At 51.5% G+C, this 15,552-nt stretch carries 14 protein-coding genes and 2 tRNA genes; 10 read left to right on the top strand and 6 right to left on the bottom strand.

Annotated features, from left to right (window positions below; genetic code table 11):
- Positions 1–18 precede the first annotated feature (18 nt).
- From FCS97_RS07860 to FCS97_RS07835, 6 genes are all read left to right on the top strand, one after another.
- Positions 19–94 (top strand) — tRNA-Ala (locus FCS97_RS07860).
- A gap of 16 nt (positions 95–110) precedes the next feature.
- Positions 111–186 (top strand) — tRNA-Glu (locus FCS97_RS07855).
- 8 nt (positions 187–194) lie between these two features.
- Positions 195–464 carry a hypothetical protein gene (locus FCS97_RS07850; RefSeq protein ID WP_212746460.1) on the top strand — a complete coding sequence of 90 codons (270 nt, stop codon included), beginning with the start codon at positions 195–197 and terminating at the stop codon, positions 462–464.
- Positions 465–608: 144 nt separating this feature from the next.
- On the top strand, positions 609–1,688 hold the full coding sequence (locus tag FCS97_RS07845; protein ID WP_171035227.1) for an efflux RND transporter periplasmic adaptor subunit: 1,080 nt from the start codon (positions 609–611) through the stop codon (positions 1,686–1,688).
- On the top strand, positions 1,685–4,813 hold the full coding sequence (locus FCS97_RS07840; RefSeq protein WP_138517904.1) for an efflux RND transporter permease subunit: 3,129 nt from the start codon (positions 1,685–1,687) through the stop codon (positions 4,811–4,813). The genes FCS97_RS07845 and FCS97_RS07840 overlap by 4 nt, the downstream gene beginning before the upstream one ends.
- Positions 4,810–6,252, top strand: a complete 1,443-nt coding sequence (locus FCS97_RS07835) for an efflux transporter outer membrane subunit (RefSeq protein ID WP_138517903.1) — start codon at positions 4,810–4,812, stop codon at positions 6,250–6,252. The genes FCS97_RS07840 and FCS97_RS07835 overlap by 4 nt, the downstream gene beginning before the upstream one ends.
- Here the strand turns inward: FCS97_RS07835 and FCS97_RS07830 are convergent, their stop codons facing one another.
- Positions 6,253–7,743 (bottom strand): OmpP1/FadL family transporter, encoded by a 1,491-nt coding sequence (locus tag FCS97_RS07830; RefSeq protein ID WP_246066157.1) that lies wholly within the window; start codon positions 7,741–7,743, stop codon positions 6,253–6,255.
- 279 nt (positions 7,744–8,022) lie between these two features.
- Between FCS97_RS07830 and FCS97_RS07825 the strand changes: the two genes are divergently transcribed.
- On the top strand, positions 8,023–8,565 hold the full coding sequence (locus FCS97_RS07825; RefSeq protein ID WP_138517902.1) for a hypothetical protein: 543 nt from the start codon (positions 8,023–8,025) through the stop codon (positions 8,563–8,565).
- Here the strand turns inward: FCS97_RS07825 and FCS97_RS07820 are convergent.
- Positions 8,562–9,374, bottom strand: coding sequence for a crotonase/enoyl-CoA hydratase family protein (locus tag FCS97_RS07820; protein WP_138517901.1), 813 nt, complete (start codon positions 9,372–9,374; stop codon positions 8,562–8,564). The two genes, FCS97_RS07825 and FCS97_RS07820, sit on opposite strands and share 4 nt — an antisense overlap.
- Here FCS97_RS07820 and FCS97_RS07815 point away from each other — a divergent pair.
- Positions 9,373–10,704, top strand: coding sequence for a PcfJ domain-containing protein (locus FCS97_RS07815; RefSeq protein ID WP_212746459.1), 1,332 nt, complete (start codon positions 9,373–9,375; stop codon positions 10,702–10,704). The genes FCS97_RS07820 and FCS97_RS07815 overlap by 2 nt on opposite strands.
- Positions 10,705–10,724: 20 nt before the next feature.
- Here FCS97_RS07815 and FCS97_RS07810 read toward each other — a convergent pair whose 3' ends face one another.
- From FCS97_RS07810 to yjgA, 4 genes are all read right to left on the bottom strand, one after another.
- Positions 10,725–10,979, bottom strand: a complete 255-nt coding sequence (locus FCS97_RS07810; RefSeq protein WP_138517899.1) for a DUF3717 domain-containing protein — start codon at positions 10,977–10,979, stop codon at positions 10,725–10,727.
- A 71-nt stretch (positions 10,980–11,050) separates the two neighbouring features.
- Positions 11,051–11,722, bottom strand: a complete 672-nt coding sequence (locus FCS97_RS07805) for an alpha/beta hydrolase (RefSeq protein ID WP_138517898.1) — start codon at positions 11,720–11,722, stop codon at positions 11,051–11,053.
- Positions 11,719–12,324 (bottom strand): molybdopterin adenylyltransferase, encoded by a 606-nt coding sequence (mog, locus tag FCS97_RS07800; protein WP_138517897.1) that lies wholly within the window; start codon positions 12,322–12,324, stop codon positions 11,719–11,721. The genes FCS97_RS07805 and mog overlap by 4 nt, the downstream gene beginning before the upstream one ends.
- Positions 12,321–12,875 carry a ribosome biogenesis factor YjgA gene (gene yjgA, locus FCS97_RS07795; protein WP_171035225.1) on the bottom strand — a complete coding sequence of 185 codons (555 nt, stop codon included), beginning with the start codon at positions 12,873–12,875 and terminating at the stop codon, positions 12,321–12,323. The genes mog and yjgA overlap by 4 nt, the downstream gene beginning before the upstream one ends.
- Positions 12,876–12,902: 27 nt before the next feature.
- Here yjgA and pmbA point away from each other — a divergent pair, with 27 nt between their 5' ends.
- Together pmbA and FCS97_RS07785 are read left to right on the top strand one after the other, a co-directional pair.
- The gene (pmbA, locus tag FCS97_RS07790) at positions 12,903–14,255 is read left to right on the top strand and encodes a metalloprotease PmbA (protein ID WP_138517895.1); all 1,353 of its coding nucleotides are present in this window, start codon (positions 12,903–12,905) and stop codon (positions 14,253–14,255) included.
- Between the two features lie 19 nt (positions 14,256–14,274).
- Complete coding sequence (locus FCS97_RS07785; protein WP_138517894.1) at positions 14,275–15,363, top strand: TRAP transporter substrate-binding protein; 1,089 nt, start codon at positions 14,275–14,277, stop codon at positions 15,361–15,363.
- Positions 15,364–15,552 lie beyond the last annotated feature (189 nt).

Below are 15,552 nucleotides of genomic sequence, written 5' to 3'. Positions count from 1 at the left end.
AATCTCGGTCTTCGCTTCGGGGGTATAGCTCAGCTGGGAGAGCGCTTGCATGGCATGCAAGAGGTCAGCGGTTCGATCCCGCTTACCTCCACCAAAGCACACGGTTTTAGGTCCCCATCGTCTAGAGGCCTAGGACACCGCCCTTTCACGGCGGTAACAGGGGTTCGAATCCCCTTGGGGATGCCAAATTTGGCATGAAACGCTTCTCACCCACCGGGTCAGAAGCGTTTTTTATTTACGGCTGCGAGGTGACAATGAACCCATTCCCGAACAAAGCGGTTTTCTTCTCGCTGGCCGTGATTACCCTGCCAGTTATTCAAGGTTGCGCGGTGGCGAGTGCCACGGCAGGCGCAGCCATCTCAATCACAGGTGCTGTGGTTTCTACTGGCATTAAGGTCACCGGTGCTGTCGTTGAAGCAGGTATTGATGCCGTCAGTGACGACGACGAAGATATTGACGATTAAAGTCTCTATCAAAGCCCTCATGGTTCCTATCGTTTACCCCAACCACTAGGGGATATCCGAACTTATTTGCTGCATCTTGGTCAGGTTGTAGGTACTTTCATACGTGATAACCTTTCTCGTCGCATCTGCAGTGGAGCCTTCGGCTTGATCAAACGTCTGGTTTACTTTCTTGTTGTCGTACTTGTATTGGGAGCGGCCTATTCGGTGTCCCAAACTTTGCTTGGCGATCAATCCCAAACCACTCCAAAACAGGGCAGCAAGGGGGCTGCGCCCAAGGTGCTGGTTGAAACTGTAAAACTTGAATCAACAGGCAGTTCGTTTGGTGCGATCGCAACCGGCTGGGCCGACAAGTCTGCCGAGGTGTTTGCCGTGGTGGATGAGAAGGTGACCCAAGTGCTTTTCAAGCCGCAGCAGAAAGTCAGAAAGGGCGATTTGCTGGTCCAACAAGATGATCGAGAAGAGCAATTGGCACTTCGACTTGCTGAAGTACAGCTAAGGAATACCAAAAGCCTGCTGGATCGATACAAGCAAGCAGTTGGCAAGGGGGCAGTACCTCAAACTCAAGTCGATTCAGCTCAAGCCGATTACGAGGCTGCGCAAGTGGCTGTTGATCAGGCCAAACTGGCCATTTCCAACCATCAAATTCGGGCGCCATTTGCTGGCGTTGTCGGCATTACAGACATTGATCCCGGTCAGCGAATTGGGCCTGGTGTTTTAATTACCGGCGTCGATTCTCGCGAAGTGATTTACGTCGACTTTGAAGTGCCGGAAGCACTGGTGGCCCAATTAAGTGCCAGTGACATGACACAGATCGAGGTCGTGGCGACGACCCCCTCCGTGCCCGGGCAACAATTCAAGGCACGCGTTGTGGCTTTGGACAGTCGTTTAAATGTAGAAAAACGATCTCTGAGGGTGCGGGCCAACATCAGCAATCCGGATGATGTGCTGCGCCCCGGCATGTCGTTTGCCATACAAATGGCCGTCAAGGGACAAATGCTGGCCTCGGTGCCTGAAATCGCGCTTCAGTGGGATCGGGAAGGCTCCTATGTCTGGATGGTCCGCGATGGCAAGGCCGACCGCGAAAATGTGCGTGTGGCCGATCGCCGCCAAGGGCGGGTGTTTCTCGAAGGCAATATCAAGGAAGGCGAAATTGTGGTGGTCGAAGGCGGCTTGCGGCTTTCCGAAGGCGTAACCGTTGAACAGGTTGAGGACCCGCTTCAATGAGTCGCGCAACAGACGGATTAACAGCGCTGGGTTTGAAAAGACCCGTGTTGATTGTTGTACTTAATTTGTTGATCATGCTTGCCGGTTTGGTGAGTATTTTTGGTGTTGAGGTGCGTGAGCTACCCGACATCGACAGGCCTGTTGTCCTTGTTCGTGCGGTTTACCAAGGGGCTTCGCCCACTACGATGGATGCCGAAGTAACCTCCAAAGTGGAGGGCGCGGTGGCCAGGGTTTCTGGTGTGTTGCGCATCCAAAGTTCAAGCGAAGAAAACAATATGCGCGTGCGCATGGAGTTTTCACCTGACATCGATGTGAACGTGGCTGCCAACGATGTGCGGGAAGCGGTGAGTCGAATTACCAATCAGTTGCCTGAGAACCTTGATCAGCTTCTCGTGATTAAAGCCGATGACGATGCGCGGCCTGTGGTTCAGCTTGCGGTGTATAGCAACACGCTGGCCATGCAGGATCTTGCCGAGCGCGTGGAACGCGATCTGGTGCCTGCCTTTGTGTCAATCGACGGCGTGGCCGATGTTCCGCTGAATGGCAGCCAACCCCGCGTGCTGCGCGTGCTTCTTGACCCTGCAAAGCTGGCCCGTTATAGCATGGTGGCAACCGATGTGCTGGCCAGCCTTGAAACCATGAACCTGGATGTGCCGGCAGGCAGTTATTTATCAGGCAAGCAGGAATTGTTGGTGCGTGCAAATGCCTCCACAATTGACACAGAAGCAATCAATTCCATACTGATCAAAAACGGCATACGGGTTCGTGATGTGGCCGAGGTGTACTACGGCCCCATGTCGGCTGAATCATATTCTCTTCTCAATGGCCGTGCGGTTGTTGGCATGGGTGTGTTGCGGCAAGCTGGCGGCAACACCATTGCCATTGCGGACAATGTGAAAAAGCGCATGGCGGAAATTAACGTACAGTCCAAAGACTTGCAGGTCATCATGATTTCCGACGACTCGGTATTTATCAAAGGTGCCTTGCAAGAGGTGTTGATGTCTTTGATGTTTGCCGTGATGGTGGTTTTGATCGTTATCGCCTTGTTTCTTGGCCAATGGAAAGCGGTGCTGATTCCCGCAGTGACTATGCCTGTGTCACTGGTAGGTACTTTGGCAGCCATTTGGATTGTCGGCTTTTCGGTCAATATGCTGACCTTGCTTGCTTTGGTGTTGGCCACAGGCTTGATCGTTGACGATGCCATTGTGGTGCTTGAAAACATTCAGCGTCGAAAAAAACTGGGGGAAAGCATTACGGTGGCCTCGGTGCTGGGCACGCGACAGGTTTTCTTCGCAATTATTGCAACCACTGCGTCTTTGGTGGCGGTATTTTTGCCAATCGCTTTCTTGCCTGGTGAAACAGGTCGCCTGTTCCGAGAGTTCGGCATGGTGTTGTCGATGGCTGTCATCATCAGTACCTTCGTCGCTCTAAGTTTGTGCCCAATGCTGGCTGCAAAACTATTGAAAGACGACCCATCCACCACAGGCAAAAAAACCAGGTTTCTCGGTGTTCTACAGGTGTTTGGAGAGCGGATTGCAAATGCATATTTCCGAACCCTGGATGGTTTTCTACATCACAGACTGATTTTTTTGCTGGTGTTTCTCGGCGTGGCGCTTGCGGGTGGACTCACGTTCACTTTGTTGAATCAAGAGCTTGTACCTCCAGAGGACAGGGGTAGATTGGTGGTTGATTTCACCGGGCCAGACGGCGCATCGCTTGAATACAGCGGAAGGCAAGGACAAATTGCCGAGAACATCATGAGGCCTTATCAGGAACAGGGACTCATCACAGACATGTTCACGATCGTTGGCCGATATGATAAAAACCGTGTAGCAATTCAAGCCAATTTGGCCGACTGGAGCGAACGCGACACCACCCAACAAGAATTGGCCGCGAAACTAAGTAATGAGCTCTCGAGTATTCCTGGTTCGCAAGTTCGTTTTCAGAACGAAAGCAGCTTGAATATTCGAGGTGGGGGCGGGGGTTTGCAAATTGCCTTGTTGGGCGATGATTATGATGTGCTGGCCAACAATGCTGATTTGTTGGCTGATGCCCTGATCAAACAGATTGACGCTGTGCAGGATGTGCGCGTTCAATACGACACTTCTCAACCTGAACTTGGTTTTGAAATTGATCGTGAGAAAGCCAGTGATTTGCAGGTACCGGTCAGCAGGGTTACTCAAACTTTGCAAATCATGGCCGATGAATACCAGTTGCTTGATTTGAGTGTGGGCGACCAAGCTGTGCCGGTTATGCTGGGCTCCAGCAATGGCAGCCTGAATTCACCCTTTGATTTGCTAAACATCTATACCAGCAGCGAAACCGGTCAACTGGTGCCACTGGCCTCGATGATCACGGTGCAAGAACGCGGTGTTGCCGCCGAACTTGATCGCCATGCGCAACGCAGGGCAGTGGAGTTGAATATTGGCATTCCACCGGGCACCGACCTGGGCACCACCATGCAACAAATACGCGCGGTCGCAGATTCCACATTGCCTTCAAGCTCAACCCTTATTTTTCTCGGCGAGGCAGCCACCCTTGAAGAAACCTCCAATGAAATGCTGATTACTTTTGCAGTGGCATTGATTGTGGTTTTTCTCGTTTTGTCTGCGCAGTTTGAAAGTGTGGGCAGTGCTTTGGTGGTGATGTTTACAGTGCCATTTGGGCTTGCGGCTGCTGTGTTTGCTTTGTTGATTACCAATCAGTCTTTGAATTTGTTCAGTCAAATCGGTTTGGTGTTGCTGATTGGTTTGATGACCAAAAATGCGATTTTGCTGGTTGAATTGATGGACCAGCTTCGCGATGAGGGACACAGCATTGAATCGGCCATTCGAGAGGGCGCACGCATGCGGCTTCGCCCGATTGCAATGACCGTGCTGTCGACTTTATTGGGTGTGCTGCCTTTGGTGTTGACCTCAGGTCCAGGTGCCGAGGCGCGAGAGGCAATCGCCTGGGTGGTGTTGGGCGGCTTGGGACTGTCCACCTTGTTCACCTTGTACCTTGCACCCATGGGCTACAGTTTTATCGCCCCTTTCATGAAACCAAGGGCACACGCTGCAGAATTGCTGGACAAGGAAATTGAAGCGTACGAAATCAGCTTGAAAAAAGGCGAGGTGGATGTATGAAACGCCACGCCTGGATATTTCGCCTGTTGTTGCCGCTGACCTTGTTGTCGGCATGCGCTGTAACCGCGCCCGATTTGCCCCAGTCAGAAACGAAACCGCCTGAGAAGTTCGTGGCGCAGGACATTTTGCAAAACCTGAGCAGTGTAAAGGCGGCCGGGGTAGCCGGTGTCCGTTGGTGGGAAGGATTTAACGATCCGATATTGAATGAACTGGTGGGCAAAAGCATACAAAACAACTTTCAGATTGCCGCGGCTGCTGCCCGTGTAAAGGAGGCCCGCGCGCTGCTTGAATTGAGTGAGGCTGGCGATTCCTTGCTACTTGAGCTGGATGCCGAAGTCAGCGGCCAAAAATCAGATCGAAACAACAACAGCTCGAACAACACCGCCGGCGGTTCAAGCGGCAACAACGCCCGCGATGAGCGCAGTGCGTTGTTGGGTTTGGGCTTTACCTTGCCAATTGATTTGGCGGGTCGGGTTGAGCAGGAAGTGCGTGCTGCTGCAGCCAATTTGATGGCGGAGCAGGCTGGTTTGCGCGCACAAATTATCGAAACCAGCACAGCAGTTGCCCAAGAGTATTTGAGATTGCGTGGCAATCAAAAACAGCTGGCCATGCTTCGGGAGTCGGTTGAGTTGCAGGAAAAAACACTGGCAATTGTTCAAGCGCGTTTTGAAAGCGGCTTGTCGCCCGAGCTCGATGTTCGAAGGGCAGAAACATCGGTCGAAAATCTACGGGCGAGTATTGCGCCTTTGCAGCAAGCCTTGCAGGATTCTCGCCACCGTTTGGCGACCCTGAGTGGTCAGTTTCCGGGGGCCTACGAGCAATTGCTCAGGCCCGATGGCGATTTGCCAGAATACGGTTTGGGCATTCCGGTCAGCGTACCCTTTCAGGTCATTCAAGCTCGTCCGGATATCCAGTTGGCACAGGCCCGGTTTGCCCAGGCAGCCGCCGAGGTGGGCGTGGCGCAAGCTGATTTTTACCCCAGTATTGAATTGATGGCCAATATACAAATTGGCAGCACTGCAATCAATTCAAACCCGGCTACCAGCCTTTTGATTGGTTCCCTTGCTGCCTTGCTAAACCAGGTTGTTTACGATGGTGGCGCCCGGGATGCACGCTTGAATGCTGCAATGGCCCGTGCAGAGGGTGCATTGGCTGAATATGAACAGGTGCTGAGGGTGGTTACGCAGGAAGTGGAGAATTCACTGACTGCAATTGATTCCTCAACTTTGCGGCAAACAGCGCTTGGCAAAGCAGTGGTCTCGAGTAAACGGAGCTTTGAGCAAGCGGATGCGTTGTATCAGCTGGGCTTGGTGAGCTTTCTGGATGTGGTGGATGCGCAGCGCGTTTATGCAAACGCCGAACAGGCATTGGCCACGGAACAAACCAATTATGCAACCTTGATTGCTGGTTTATTCCGCGCGCTTGGTGTGCAGTCCTGATTAAAACCGCTCGGTAATGCCAATGCCAAAAAAGTGGGTGTCCAGCTGTACATTGCCCTGAAAGTCACCACCGCGCACTTCAGCTGGCGTAATCCCTGTGTTGTTGCCAACTGGGGCAGGGTCTGTGTCCAGCTTTTGGTAGGCGAAGTGAATGCTGGTGTCACGGCTTAAATCAAACTGACCACCAAACGCAAAATATTGTCGATCACTGTCTGGCAAAATCGTAATTCGCGTCTCATCATCAATCACGCTGTTTTCAATCGCATAGCCCGCTCGCAGGGTCAGCCTTTTGTACAGTTTGTAATTCAAACCAACTCGGTACGATTCCGCTGCAACAAAGTTTTGCGGAATATTTTCAAGCGTTCTGCCATTGCTTTCACGCACAAAATTCAATGTGGTCACCGAGAAATCCTGACGTGTGTAGGTGGCCATCAAATCGAGTTTGGGTGTGGCATGGTGAAACACGGATAGCCGCAATTCATCGGGCAAGGTAATTTCCTGTTTGATGATTTGTTCGGGGGCCAAGTCACCTGCCGCCTGGGGACCGTTCACACCCAGTGCGCCAAATGCAAGATTGTTGATCAGACCATCGCTGTTCAAGAATGCGCGAAATGCGGCTTGCTCTGGCGAGTCATCAAGCTTGAACTTGCCACGGTTGCCCGTGAATTCAGTTTTTGGTCGATAAGAAATGCCCACACGCGTGTTTTCAGTGGGCTCCCACAAACCACCCAATTGCGCATTGAATGCCCAGCCAAACATGCGCAGGCCCGCATTGCTCTCACCGGGAATGGGTGGTGCGCCAATCAATGCGCCTGCAGGTCCTTCAATCAGTGCAGCGGAGCCAGGTGCCAAGGCTTCAACCGCCTCGCGGTAATTCAGCTTCAATTTGATCGACTGAAAGTAACGTTCATACGATCCGTTCAAACCCCAAGACAATGTGGGGCTTAATTTGTAGCCAAAACCCAGGTTCAAGCGGGTTACCTTGAAATCAATGTCGCGGCCTTGATTGCGCCCCGGGAAATTTTCGTCGTAGTGAATTACCAGACCATGTGAGGCTGACGCGCCAAAGCCCATCACCAGTTTTTCATTGATTGGAATTGCAATAAACAAATTAGGCGCAAGTGCGCCGGCGTCATAGCCGTCTTTGCGACTGAACACCTGGCCATTTTGACCCTGCGGTGCACCTGAATCCGCGCCGTCGTTGTTTTGGGTCGATGTGTAATCGGTGCCAATGGTAATAACCGCTGCACCTTGAGTCAGTTCTGCTCGTTTAAACCGGGTTAGTGCGGCCGGGTTGGCGAACAGAACGGACGCATCACCTGCCTCTGCCGCTTGCCCTGCAGATGCATTTCCCATGGCACTAATACTGGTGGCGTCAAATGCAGTACCGCCTGCCTGAGCAGATGCACAGTATGCCAAGCCCAAAAGGATGGCAGTGGTCACACGTGTCAATGGAAAAAGGGAACCTGTTCTTCGGGCAGAAGAATGCATTGTTGTTGTCTCCGGTATTGTGGTCAGTGAACTTGCGAGGGGTATTCGCTCGAAGTAGTGACTTTTATGTAGTCATTTCAGTGTATCACCAAAGCTCAAAAATGTTACTTTCAGGTATTGAAGTAGATTGAGCACTCTAAAAACCGCTTTGATCTTGATTCTTGGGATCAAATGTGGTGCCCACCCGCAATGGGGTTAGTCCAATCTTGCAATTCAGTAAAACTCAAGGTGACCGTTAATTGAAGTAAGTAAAGTTCTGTATGGAAAGGGGGGTGTGTCATGGCGCTAATTGGCTCAAAACAGCTGGCTTTGATTACACTTGCTTTGACGACAGGGTATTTTTACTTGGGCGGGGTCAGCGCCGCTGAACCACTTTCCTTGAAAGTAAGCGGAAAACTTGGGACGCGTTCAGTCGCAGCGCCCGCTGCAACTCCGAAACAAACAATGCCAGCATCAAGCCTGTTGGGCAAAGTGAATTTGTTCAGAGGTGTGTTGGTTCACGAGGGGGCAGTTGTTCGATCAGGCGGCAACCCCTCAAAAACTGGTTTGGTGGTTTCCGAAGCAGAATCAGAGTCATCTATAAAAGCGATTTACGGTGGCGTGCAGGTTTCCCTGCAAGAAAACCTGAGTCTTGTCTACACCCCGGGTCGCTTGTCCAGCGCAACGCTGAACAGTGAAACCCAGGGGTTGTATTTGCTGACCCATCGCGGCGGTATGGCCAACTGGTTTTTCGGCATGGAGTCCAATACGTATTCAACCGCAGCCGATTCTCGCCGGGTGTCCAACTCTGCACAGTTTGGCGTAATTGTCAGCCTGAACTAATTAGCCTGCTGAATGGTTTCGCCATGGCGGCCCGAACCTTCCTTGAATGCCGTTGCGCCTTCAACCGTTTCGCCAGAACTCAGGGTATTCAGCCCAAACTCAAACTCCTCTTCCAGTGCTTCACGTTCACCAAATCCCCACTGGGTTAATACGCTTTGTCTGTCGTTGCGCATGCAGGTTTGCGGGTGTTTGCTTAACAAGCTGGCCAATTCAATAGCGCCTTGCAGGGCTGTACGTTCTTTTTCAAACCGGTTGGCCAATCCCCATGAAAATGCCTCTGCGGCTTCAACAGGTCGACCAGTCAAAATCATGTCAATGGCCCGGCTTTGACCAATTAAACGTGGCAAACGCACAGTGCCGCCATCAATCAAAGGCACGCCAAAGCGTCGGCAAAAAACACCAAATACGGCTGTGCTATCAGCAACGCGCATGTCACACCACGCTGCCAACTCCAAGCCGCCTGCCACGCAGTAGCCAGACACTGCAGCAATCACTGGTTTACTCAACTCCATGCGACTTATCCCCATGGGGCCAGCGCCGTGCCGTTCCATGCGATTGACGCGGCTTGGGTCGCCCGATGCAACTGCTTTCAAGTCTGCACCTGCACAAAAATTGCCACCCTCGCCAGTCAAAATGGCAACGCGTGCCGAGGCATCCGTTTCGAATGACTGAAACGCTTTTTCAAGCTGGTCGGCGGTGTATCGATCAACGCAATTGCGAGCCTCGGGTCGATTGATGGAAATTTTCCAGATCTCGCCTTGCTGTAAGATCTCAATGTTGACGGGTTCTTCTGCCTTGTTGTCCATCATGCGCCCTTTGTTAGATTTTGAATTGAACACAGCCACCAGCATACCGCGACTTAAGTCGCTGCAACTGCCTGCGCGTTTGGTGAGCACCAGAACCGGGCTTTATTTTGAATGGGGCATGAAAGCCCGTGCAAAACTTGCAGAATCTTGCAGCGTGGTTTTGTCAGATGAGGCGGCATGGAACTTGAAATCGGAATTGATGCGTTCGGTGTGGCAAGCACCGCCCAGTATTCAGATCCCGAATAGTTTGCAAAACGTCGATTTGAATTTTCCACTTGAAGCGGCCAGCCTGAACGACATTCAAAGAGCATGGACCAGTGCAATTCGCCGACGCTACGGTGCACATGTGTTCAAGTTGGCTTTGCGAGTTGTACCCAAACACACCACCTTGCTAGATTTAAGCCAAGTGGCTGCTTTTAAAACTGTTCTTCAGGACCGGTTGAATGAAAACCTGGCATTGGCACCATTGCTGGCCCAAGACCGCGGCATGTGGAGCAATTTACCCAATTGGCAAGTGGTCAAAAACCGAATGTTGGCGCAAGGCATGAACCAGCAAACCTGGCGATGGTTGACCCATCAAAAGACCGCTTACATTGCCCGCATTAATTGGGGGCAATTGAGCCACCTGAGTTGGGTGAATTTTCACGCTGCAGTGGACAGAGCAATTCCGATTTCCTGGGTGGACAAGCAAACCTCCGCCTTGCTCGGTTTTGGGGGTTTAAGTACATGGCTCAGGCGCAACCACGAGAATTTGAATACGGTGGCAGCCTTGAATATTTTGCGGGGAACCCGGCTTGCATTGGAGCGCCGCGAGAGCAACTTGAAGCTTGAGCATCGCAGAGAGCTGGAGCTGGAAGAGTTTCCCCTGATTACAGACTGGTTGCTGGGTAGCGCCGCCAGTGTGACCAAACGCCCGGTACTTATTTCCAGAAACTGGACATACGACACTTTAATGGCCCGCCAGGCGCATTGGCATTTGGTTGAACTGGATTTGGACCTTGGTCGCCAGAATGTGTTTTGGCCTGAAATTCTGGGCATGGGCAGTTTGGGTGACAACATCGAGTTTATTGAATTGAACTCCTTGAATGCGCTGTTGAATGAAGCCAAAAAGATGCACCATTGCGTGCCATCCTACATAGACCGATGTATGGCAGGTGATATCTGTATTTTTCATTTACAGATCAAAGGACACAGCCCACAGCGCGGCACATTGGAATTGCGACGCGCGGGTGCCAATGGCTGGCAAATCAGTCAGCTAAAAGGGCCATGCAATGCGCCGGTTTCAAGCCAGTTGTGGAGCGCTGCCCACTTGTTGCTAAGCCGCGCAAACTAAGCTTCATGAATGTTTGAGATTCAGGCAGCCTGATTTTGTCGACCTGCGTAGGCCTGTTCGGCCTCTCGGAGTGCTTTTTTGGCCTTGGCTGAAAACTCGGCAATCGAAATTTCGTGTGTCTGAAAAATGATCATGCGGGCGTATAGCTCTGCGAGGCAGGATGCTTGGGGACAGAGCGTCATGGTGTCCCTGGATGAAGGATATTTCGAGCGCCAATAATTGATTGCGCGTTCCAGTTCAATAATCGAAATCAGCTGTTGCGCTTGCGCTGGCATAAGTACACCTGCTTGGTTATTACTAAACTCAAGTATACATTAAAACGGCTGTTTATTTATACAGTATTAATTCAAAGTATGCGCTTTAAGAAATTGGCAATTTCAACCACTTCTTCACCGCAAACCGAATGCGCCATGGGGTAGGTGTGCCATTGAACATTCATGCCTTTGCTTTGCAGTAGTTTCACTGCTTTTTCCCCGCGTTCCATCAAAACAATGTTGTCTTGCTCACCATGTGCTGCCAGTACAGGAATAGCCAGATTGGCCGGGTTCAATTCAGAATCCAGGGTGTTTTCACAAGGCAGGTAGGTGGACAAGGCAATTAAGCCTGCCAGTTTGTGGCTTGTTCGCAAACCAAGCTGGTAAGCAATTGCCCCACCTTGGGAAAAACCAGCCAACACAATTTTTCCAGGCGAAAAGCCAAGCGCAATTTGATCTTCGATCAACTGACCAATCATGGCCTCGCTTTGTCGTATGCCGCCTTCGTCTTCCTGACGCTGCAAATCAACATTTTTAATGTCGTACCAGGCACGCATCACATAGCCGCCGTTGATGCTGACGGGAATTTTCGGTGCATGGGGAAATACAAAACGAGTGTCGGGCAAACCCATTTGTTCAAGTTCTTTGACAATGGGAACGAAGTCGTAGCCGTCCGCACCCAGGCCATGCAACCAAACTACACAGGCGGCGGGTTTGGGGCCGGTTTCAACAACAACGCACTCAATTTTTGAACCCTGGCTCATGGTGTATTTCCTTCTACGGGCTTTCGTAGGGCCGACTTCGGCCGAAACGCCTTGATCACGGCTTCATTGGTTTCAATGTAGGGGCCGCCGATCAGGTCAATGCAATAGGGCACAGCTGCGAAAATACCTTTCACAAGGCTGTTGCCTTCTTTGTCTTTCAAACCTTCCAGGGTTTCCGCAATGGCTTTGGGTTGGCCTGGCAAGTTCAAAATAAGACTTTCACCGCGAATTACCGCAACTTGGCGTGACAATATCGCCGTGGGTACAAAATGCAAGCTGATTTGCCGCATTTGCTCGCCAAAACCCGGCATTTCCTTGTGGGCCACGGCAAGTGTTGCTTCCGGAGTGACATCGCGTTTGGCGGGGCCTGTGCCACCGGTTGTACAAATCAGGTTGCAGTGGTGTTCATCCGCCAGCTTTTTCAAGGCGTTCTCAATTTCCGCCTGTTCGTCTGGAATCAACACTTCAACAAATTCAATCGGGTTCAGCAAGGCGTTTTGCAACCAGGTTTTCAGGCTTGGAATACCTTGGTCTTGATAGACACCAGCGGATGCACGGTCGCTTACCGACACCAAACCAATTTTTACGGCATCAAAACTCATGCTTCATCTTCCTCGGCTTTCTCTTCGATCAAACGGTAAATGATCTGGAACAACTGGCGGAAATTGCGCGGTGCCTTTTTGGCGGCGCGTTCCTGAACGGCTTGGCGAATAATCGGATTCAGGTTTTCCCGCGCGGCAGCGGGGTAACTCTCAATGAAAGTGGCCAGCAAACCCGGTTCTTCAATCAGGCGATCGCGCCACTGTTCAGCCGCGTGCAAGTGCAGCACTTTCAGTTTTTGCTCAACGGTTTCACCGTTGACCCAAGCCTGAATTTCCTCGTGCTCTTCGTCACGCATCAGTTTGCCAATGAATTGCATTTGCCGCTTTTTAGCACCAAATGATTTGCATTTGTGAAATTCTGCGATTTCGAGAAGCAGGCGTTCGCCGATCGGTGCCCGTTTGACTTTGTCATAAGGCATTTCGCACAAGGTTTTGCCCAAATCTTGCAGGGCCAGCATGTCTCGCTTGACTGCGGACTTGCTGGGGCGATCATATTCTTCAAACTCGCCCTGTTTGTCGTTTTCTGGTTCCATGGGCTGTATATTAGCCATTTTTGGCAGCATTTTTCGCAGGGCAATATGGGCTTTAGCTTTAAATCCGAGACATTTCAGGAATTAACCGAATACGCATTGAAAAAAGCCAAGTCGCTGGGGGCCACCGATTGCGCGGTCGACATCAGCGAGGCGGTGGGCCAGTCGGTCAGCGTGCGCATGGGTGAAATTGAAACCATCGAACACACACGTGACAAAAGCTTTGGCGTGAGCGTGTTCAAGGGTAAAAAGCGGGGAAACGCATCGTCTTCTGATTTCTCGCTGGAAGCAATTGATTCAGCCATTCGCGCAGCCCTGGACATTGCAAAATATACAGCTGCGGACAAATTCGCCGGTTTGCCCGATGAAGAAAATATCTCAAGGCGCCATCGTGATCTGGATTTGTACCACCCGTGGAATTTGAGCACTGCGAAGGCCGTTGAGAAAGCCTTGGCCATGGAGCAGGCAGCTTTTGATGTCAGCAAGCACATTCGAAATTCAGACGGTGCCAATGTGTCCACAGAGTCCGGGCACTTTTTCGCAGCCAACAGCAAGGGTTTCAAAGGTGGTTATCCCTATTCACGTCACTCCTTGTCGGTTTCTCCCATTGCGCAGGCCAAGAAATCGAAAGACAGCCCCATGCAGCGCGATTTTTGGTATTCCTCCGAGCGCAAAGCCAAAGACCTGGCCAAGCCTGCAAAAATTGGCGCTTACGCCGCACAACGTGCCTTGGCTCGCTTGGGTTCTAAACCAATTACCACACGCAACTGCCCGGTCATTTTTGAAGCACCCATTGCAGCAAGTTTGTTAAGTCATTATGTGGGTGCAGTGTCGGGCTCTTCGCTGTATCGCAAAACCAGCTTTTTATTGAATTCGCTGGGCAAGCAGGTATGGGCACCGCACATCACCATCAAGGAAGATCCGTTCATTGAAGGTGCACATGGCAGCTCGCCATTCGACGAGGAAGGCGTGAAAGTGAAGGCTCGCACCGTGGTGAAAAAAGGTGTGTGCAACGGTTATTTCCTGTCCAGTTATTCAGCCCGTAAATTGGGCATGGAAACCACGGGCAATGCAGGAGGCACTCACAACCTCATTCTCAGCTCTAGCAAAACAGTTTCAGGTGGGCTTGATGCGCTGCTGAAAACCATGGGTACCGGCCTGCTGGTTACCGAAATGATGGGGCAGGGGGTGAATGGTGTTACCGGCGATTATTCACGCGGTGCATTTGGCTACTGGGTTGAGAATGGCATTATTGTTCACCCCGTTGAAGAAATTACCATTGCCGGCAATTTGAAAGACATGCTGGCCAATATTGTGGCCGTGGGCGACGATGCCTATTGGCGAGGCAGCAAGCATGTCGGCAGTATTTTGATTGAGTCCATGACCGTTGCAGGGAATTAAAACAAAAGGAGACCAAGCAATGGAACGTCGTTCCTTTCTTAAAAAAGCGGGTTTGGGCGCCGCTGCAGGCACTGCCGCTGCCACAGGTGCAAACGCCTTGGCTGCCGATGGGCCAAGCATTCGCTGGCGGCTTACCTCCAGCTTCCCCAAAAGCCTTGATGCCTTGTGGGGCGCCGCCCCCCAGTTGGCCAAACGGGTGTCTGAATTAACCGGAGGCAAGTTCGATATTCGCCCCTTCGCTGCAGGCGAAATTGTGCCTGGCTTGCAGGTGCTGGATGCTGTGCAGCGTGGCACTGTGGAGTGCGGCCATACCGCCGGCTACTACTACGTGGGAAAAGATGCTGCATTCGCATTTGAGGCTGGCTTGCCTTTTGGCCTGACCGCACGCCAACAGAACGCCTGGCTTTATCACGGGGGTGGTTTGCAAATGACCCGCGAATTTTTGAAGGGTTACAACATCATTAATTTTCCTGGCGGAAACACTGGAACCCAAATGGGCGGCTGGTGGCGCAAGGAAGTGAAAAACCTGAACGACCTGAAAGGTCTGAAAGTTCGGATACCCGGGTTTGGCGGCAAAATCATGGCCGCTTTGGGTGCGGTACCGCAGACCATTGCTGGTGGCGATATTTACCCCGCTTTGGAAAAAGGCACCATTGATGCCGCCGAGTGGGTTGGTCCGTATGACGATGAAAAACTGGGCTTTCAGAAAGTGGCCAAGTTTTATTACTACCCGGGGTTTTGGGAGCCAGGCCCGTCTTTGAGTTTTTACATCAATCTGGATGCCTGGAACAAACTGCCCAAAAGTTATCAGGCCGCGCTAGAGGTAGCCGCAGCCGAAGTGAATGTCACCATGACAGCTGAATACGATGCCAAAAACCCTGCTGCGTTGAGTCGATTGATTCAGGCCGGTGCACAGCTTCGAATTTATCCACGCGACATTCTTGACGCTGCCTACAAGGAATCTGAGAAGCTTTACGCCGACGAATCGAAAAACAATCCGCAATTCAAAAAAATATTCACCTCGTGGAACCGTTTCCGCAATGACCAGAACAACTGGTTCAGGGTCGCTGAAAATTCCATGGCCTCATACATACCCAGATCGAAGTAAGTTTTTGACCTACTCAACGGTGGTCAGATATAAAGAGCGGCTGACTGGCCGCTCTTTTTCGTTTAATGGAACCAAAAGCCCAGCGCAAGTCACCCAACGCAGTGTCGCCCCGATCGGGGTTGTTCGCACTTCCTTTGACTGTCGTAATGAATGGCATGGGCACTATTCAGTTCTGAATGACAGTTTCTG

The sequence above is a fragment of the Limnobacter alexandrii genome, assembly GCF_005871185.1.
In the GTDB taxonomy this organism is placed as follows: Bacteria; Pseudomonadota; Gammaproteobacteria; order Burkholderiales; family Burkholderiaceae_B; genus Limnobacter; species Limnobacter alexandrii.
This window is presented reverse-complemented; position numbering and strand designations above follow the sequence as displayed.

Excerpts from the sequence above, each read along its gene's own strand:
- FCS97_RS07850 (WP_212746460.1), top strand. The coding sequence starts at position 195 with ATGAAACGCTTCTCACCCACCGGGTCAGAAGCGTTTTTTATTTACGGC.
- FCS97_RS07840 (WP_138517904.1), top strand. The coding sequence starts at position 1,685 with ATGAGTCGCGCAACAGACGGATTAACAGCGCTGGGTTTGAAAAGACCC.
- FCS97_RS07835 (WP_138517903.1), top strand. The coding sequence starts at position 4,810 with ATGAAACGCCACGCCTGGATATTTCGCCTGTTGTTGCCGCTGACCTTG.
- FCS97_RS07830 (WP_246066157.1), bottom strand. The coding sequence starts at position 7,743 with ATGCATTCTTCTGCCCGAAGAACAGGTTCCCTTTTTCCATTGACACGT.
- FCS97_RS07825 (WP_138517902.1), top strand. The coding sequence starts at position 8,023 with ATGGCGCTAATTGGCTCAAAACAGCTGGCTTTGATTACACTTGCTTTG.
- FCS97_RS07815 (WP_212746459.1), top strand. The coding sequence starts at position 9,373 with ATGCGCCCTTTGTTAGATTTTGAATTGAACACAGCCACCAGCATACCG.
- FCS97_RS07820 (WP_138517901.1), bottom strand. The coding sequence starts at position 9,374 with ATGATGGACAACAAGGCAGAAGAACCCGTCAACATTGAGATCTTACAG.
- FCS97_RS07810 (WP_138517899.1), bottom strand. The coding sequence starts at position 10,979 with ATGCCAGCGCAAGCGCAACAGCTGATTTCGATTATTGAACTGGAACGC.
- FCS97_RS07805 (WP_138517898.1), bottom strand. The coding sequence starts at position 11,722 with ATGAGCCAGGGTTCAAAAATTGAGTGCGTTGTTGTTGAAACCGGCCCC.
- mog (WP_138517897.1), bottom strand. The coding sequence starts at position 12,324 with ATGAGTTTTGATGCCGTAAAAATTGGTTTGGTGTCGGTAAGCGACCGT.
- yjgA (WP_171035225.1), bottom strand. The coding sequence starts at position 12,875 with ATGGCTAATATACAGCCCATGGAACCAGAAAACGACAAACAGGGCGAG.
- pmbA (WP_138517895.1), top strand. The coding sequence starts at position 12,903 with ATGGGCTTTAGCTTTAAATCCGAGACATTTCAGGAATTAACCGAATAC.
- FCS97_RS07785 (WP_138517894.1), top strand. The coding sequence starts at position 14,275 with ATGGAACGTCGTTCCTTTCTTAAAAAAGCGGGTTTGGGCGCCGCTGCA.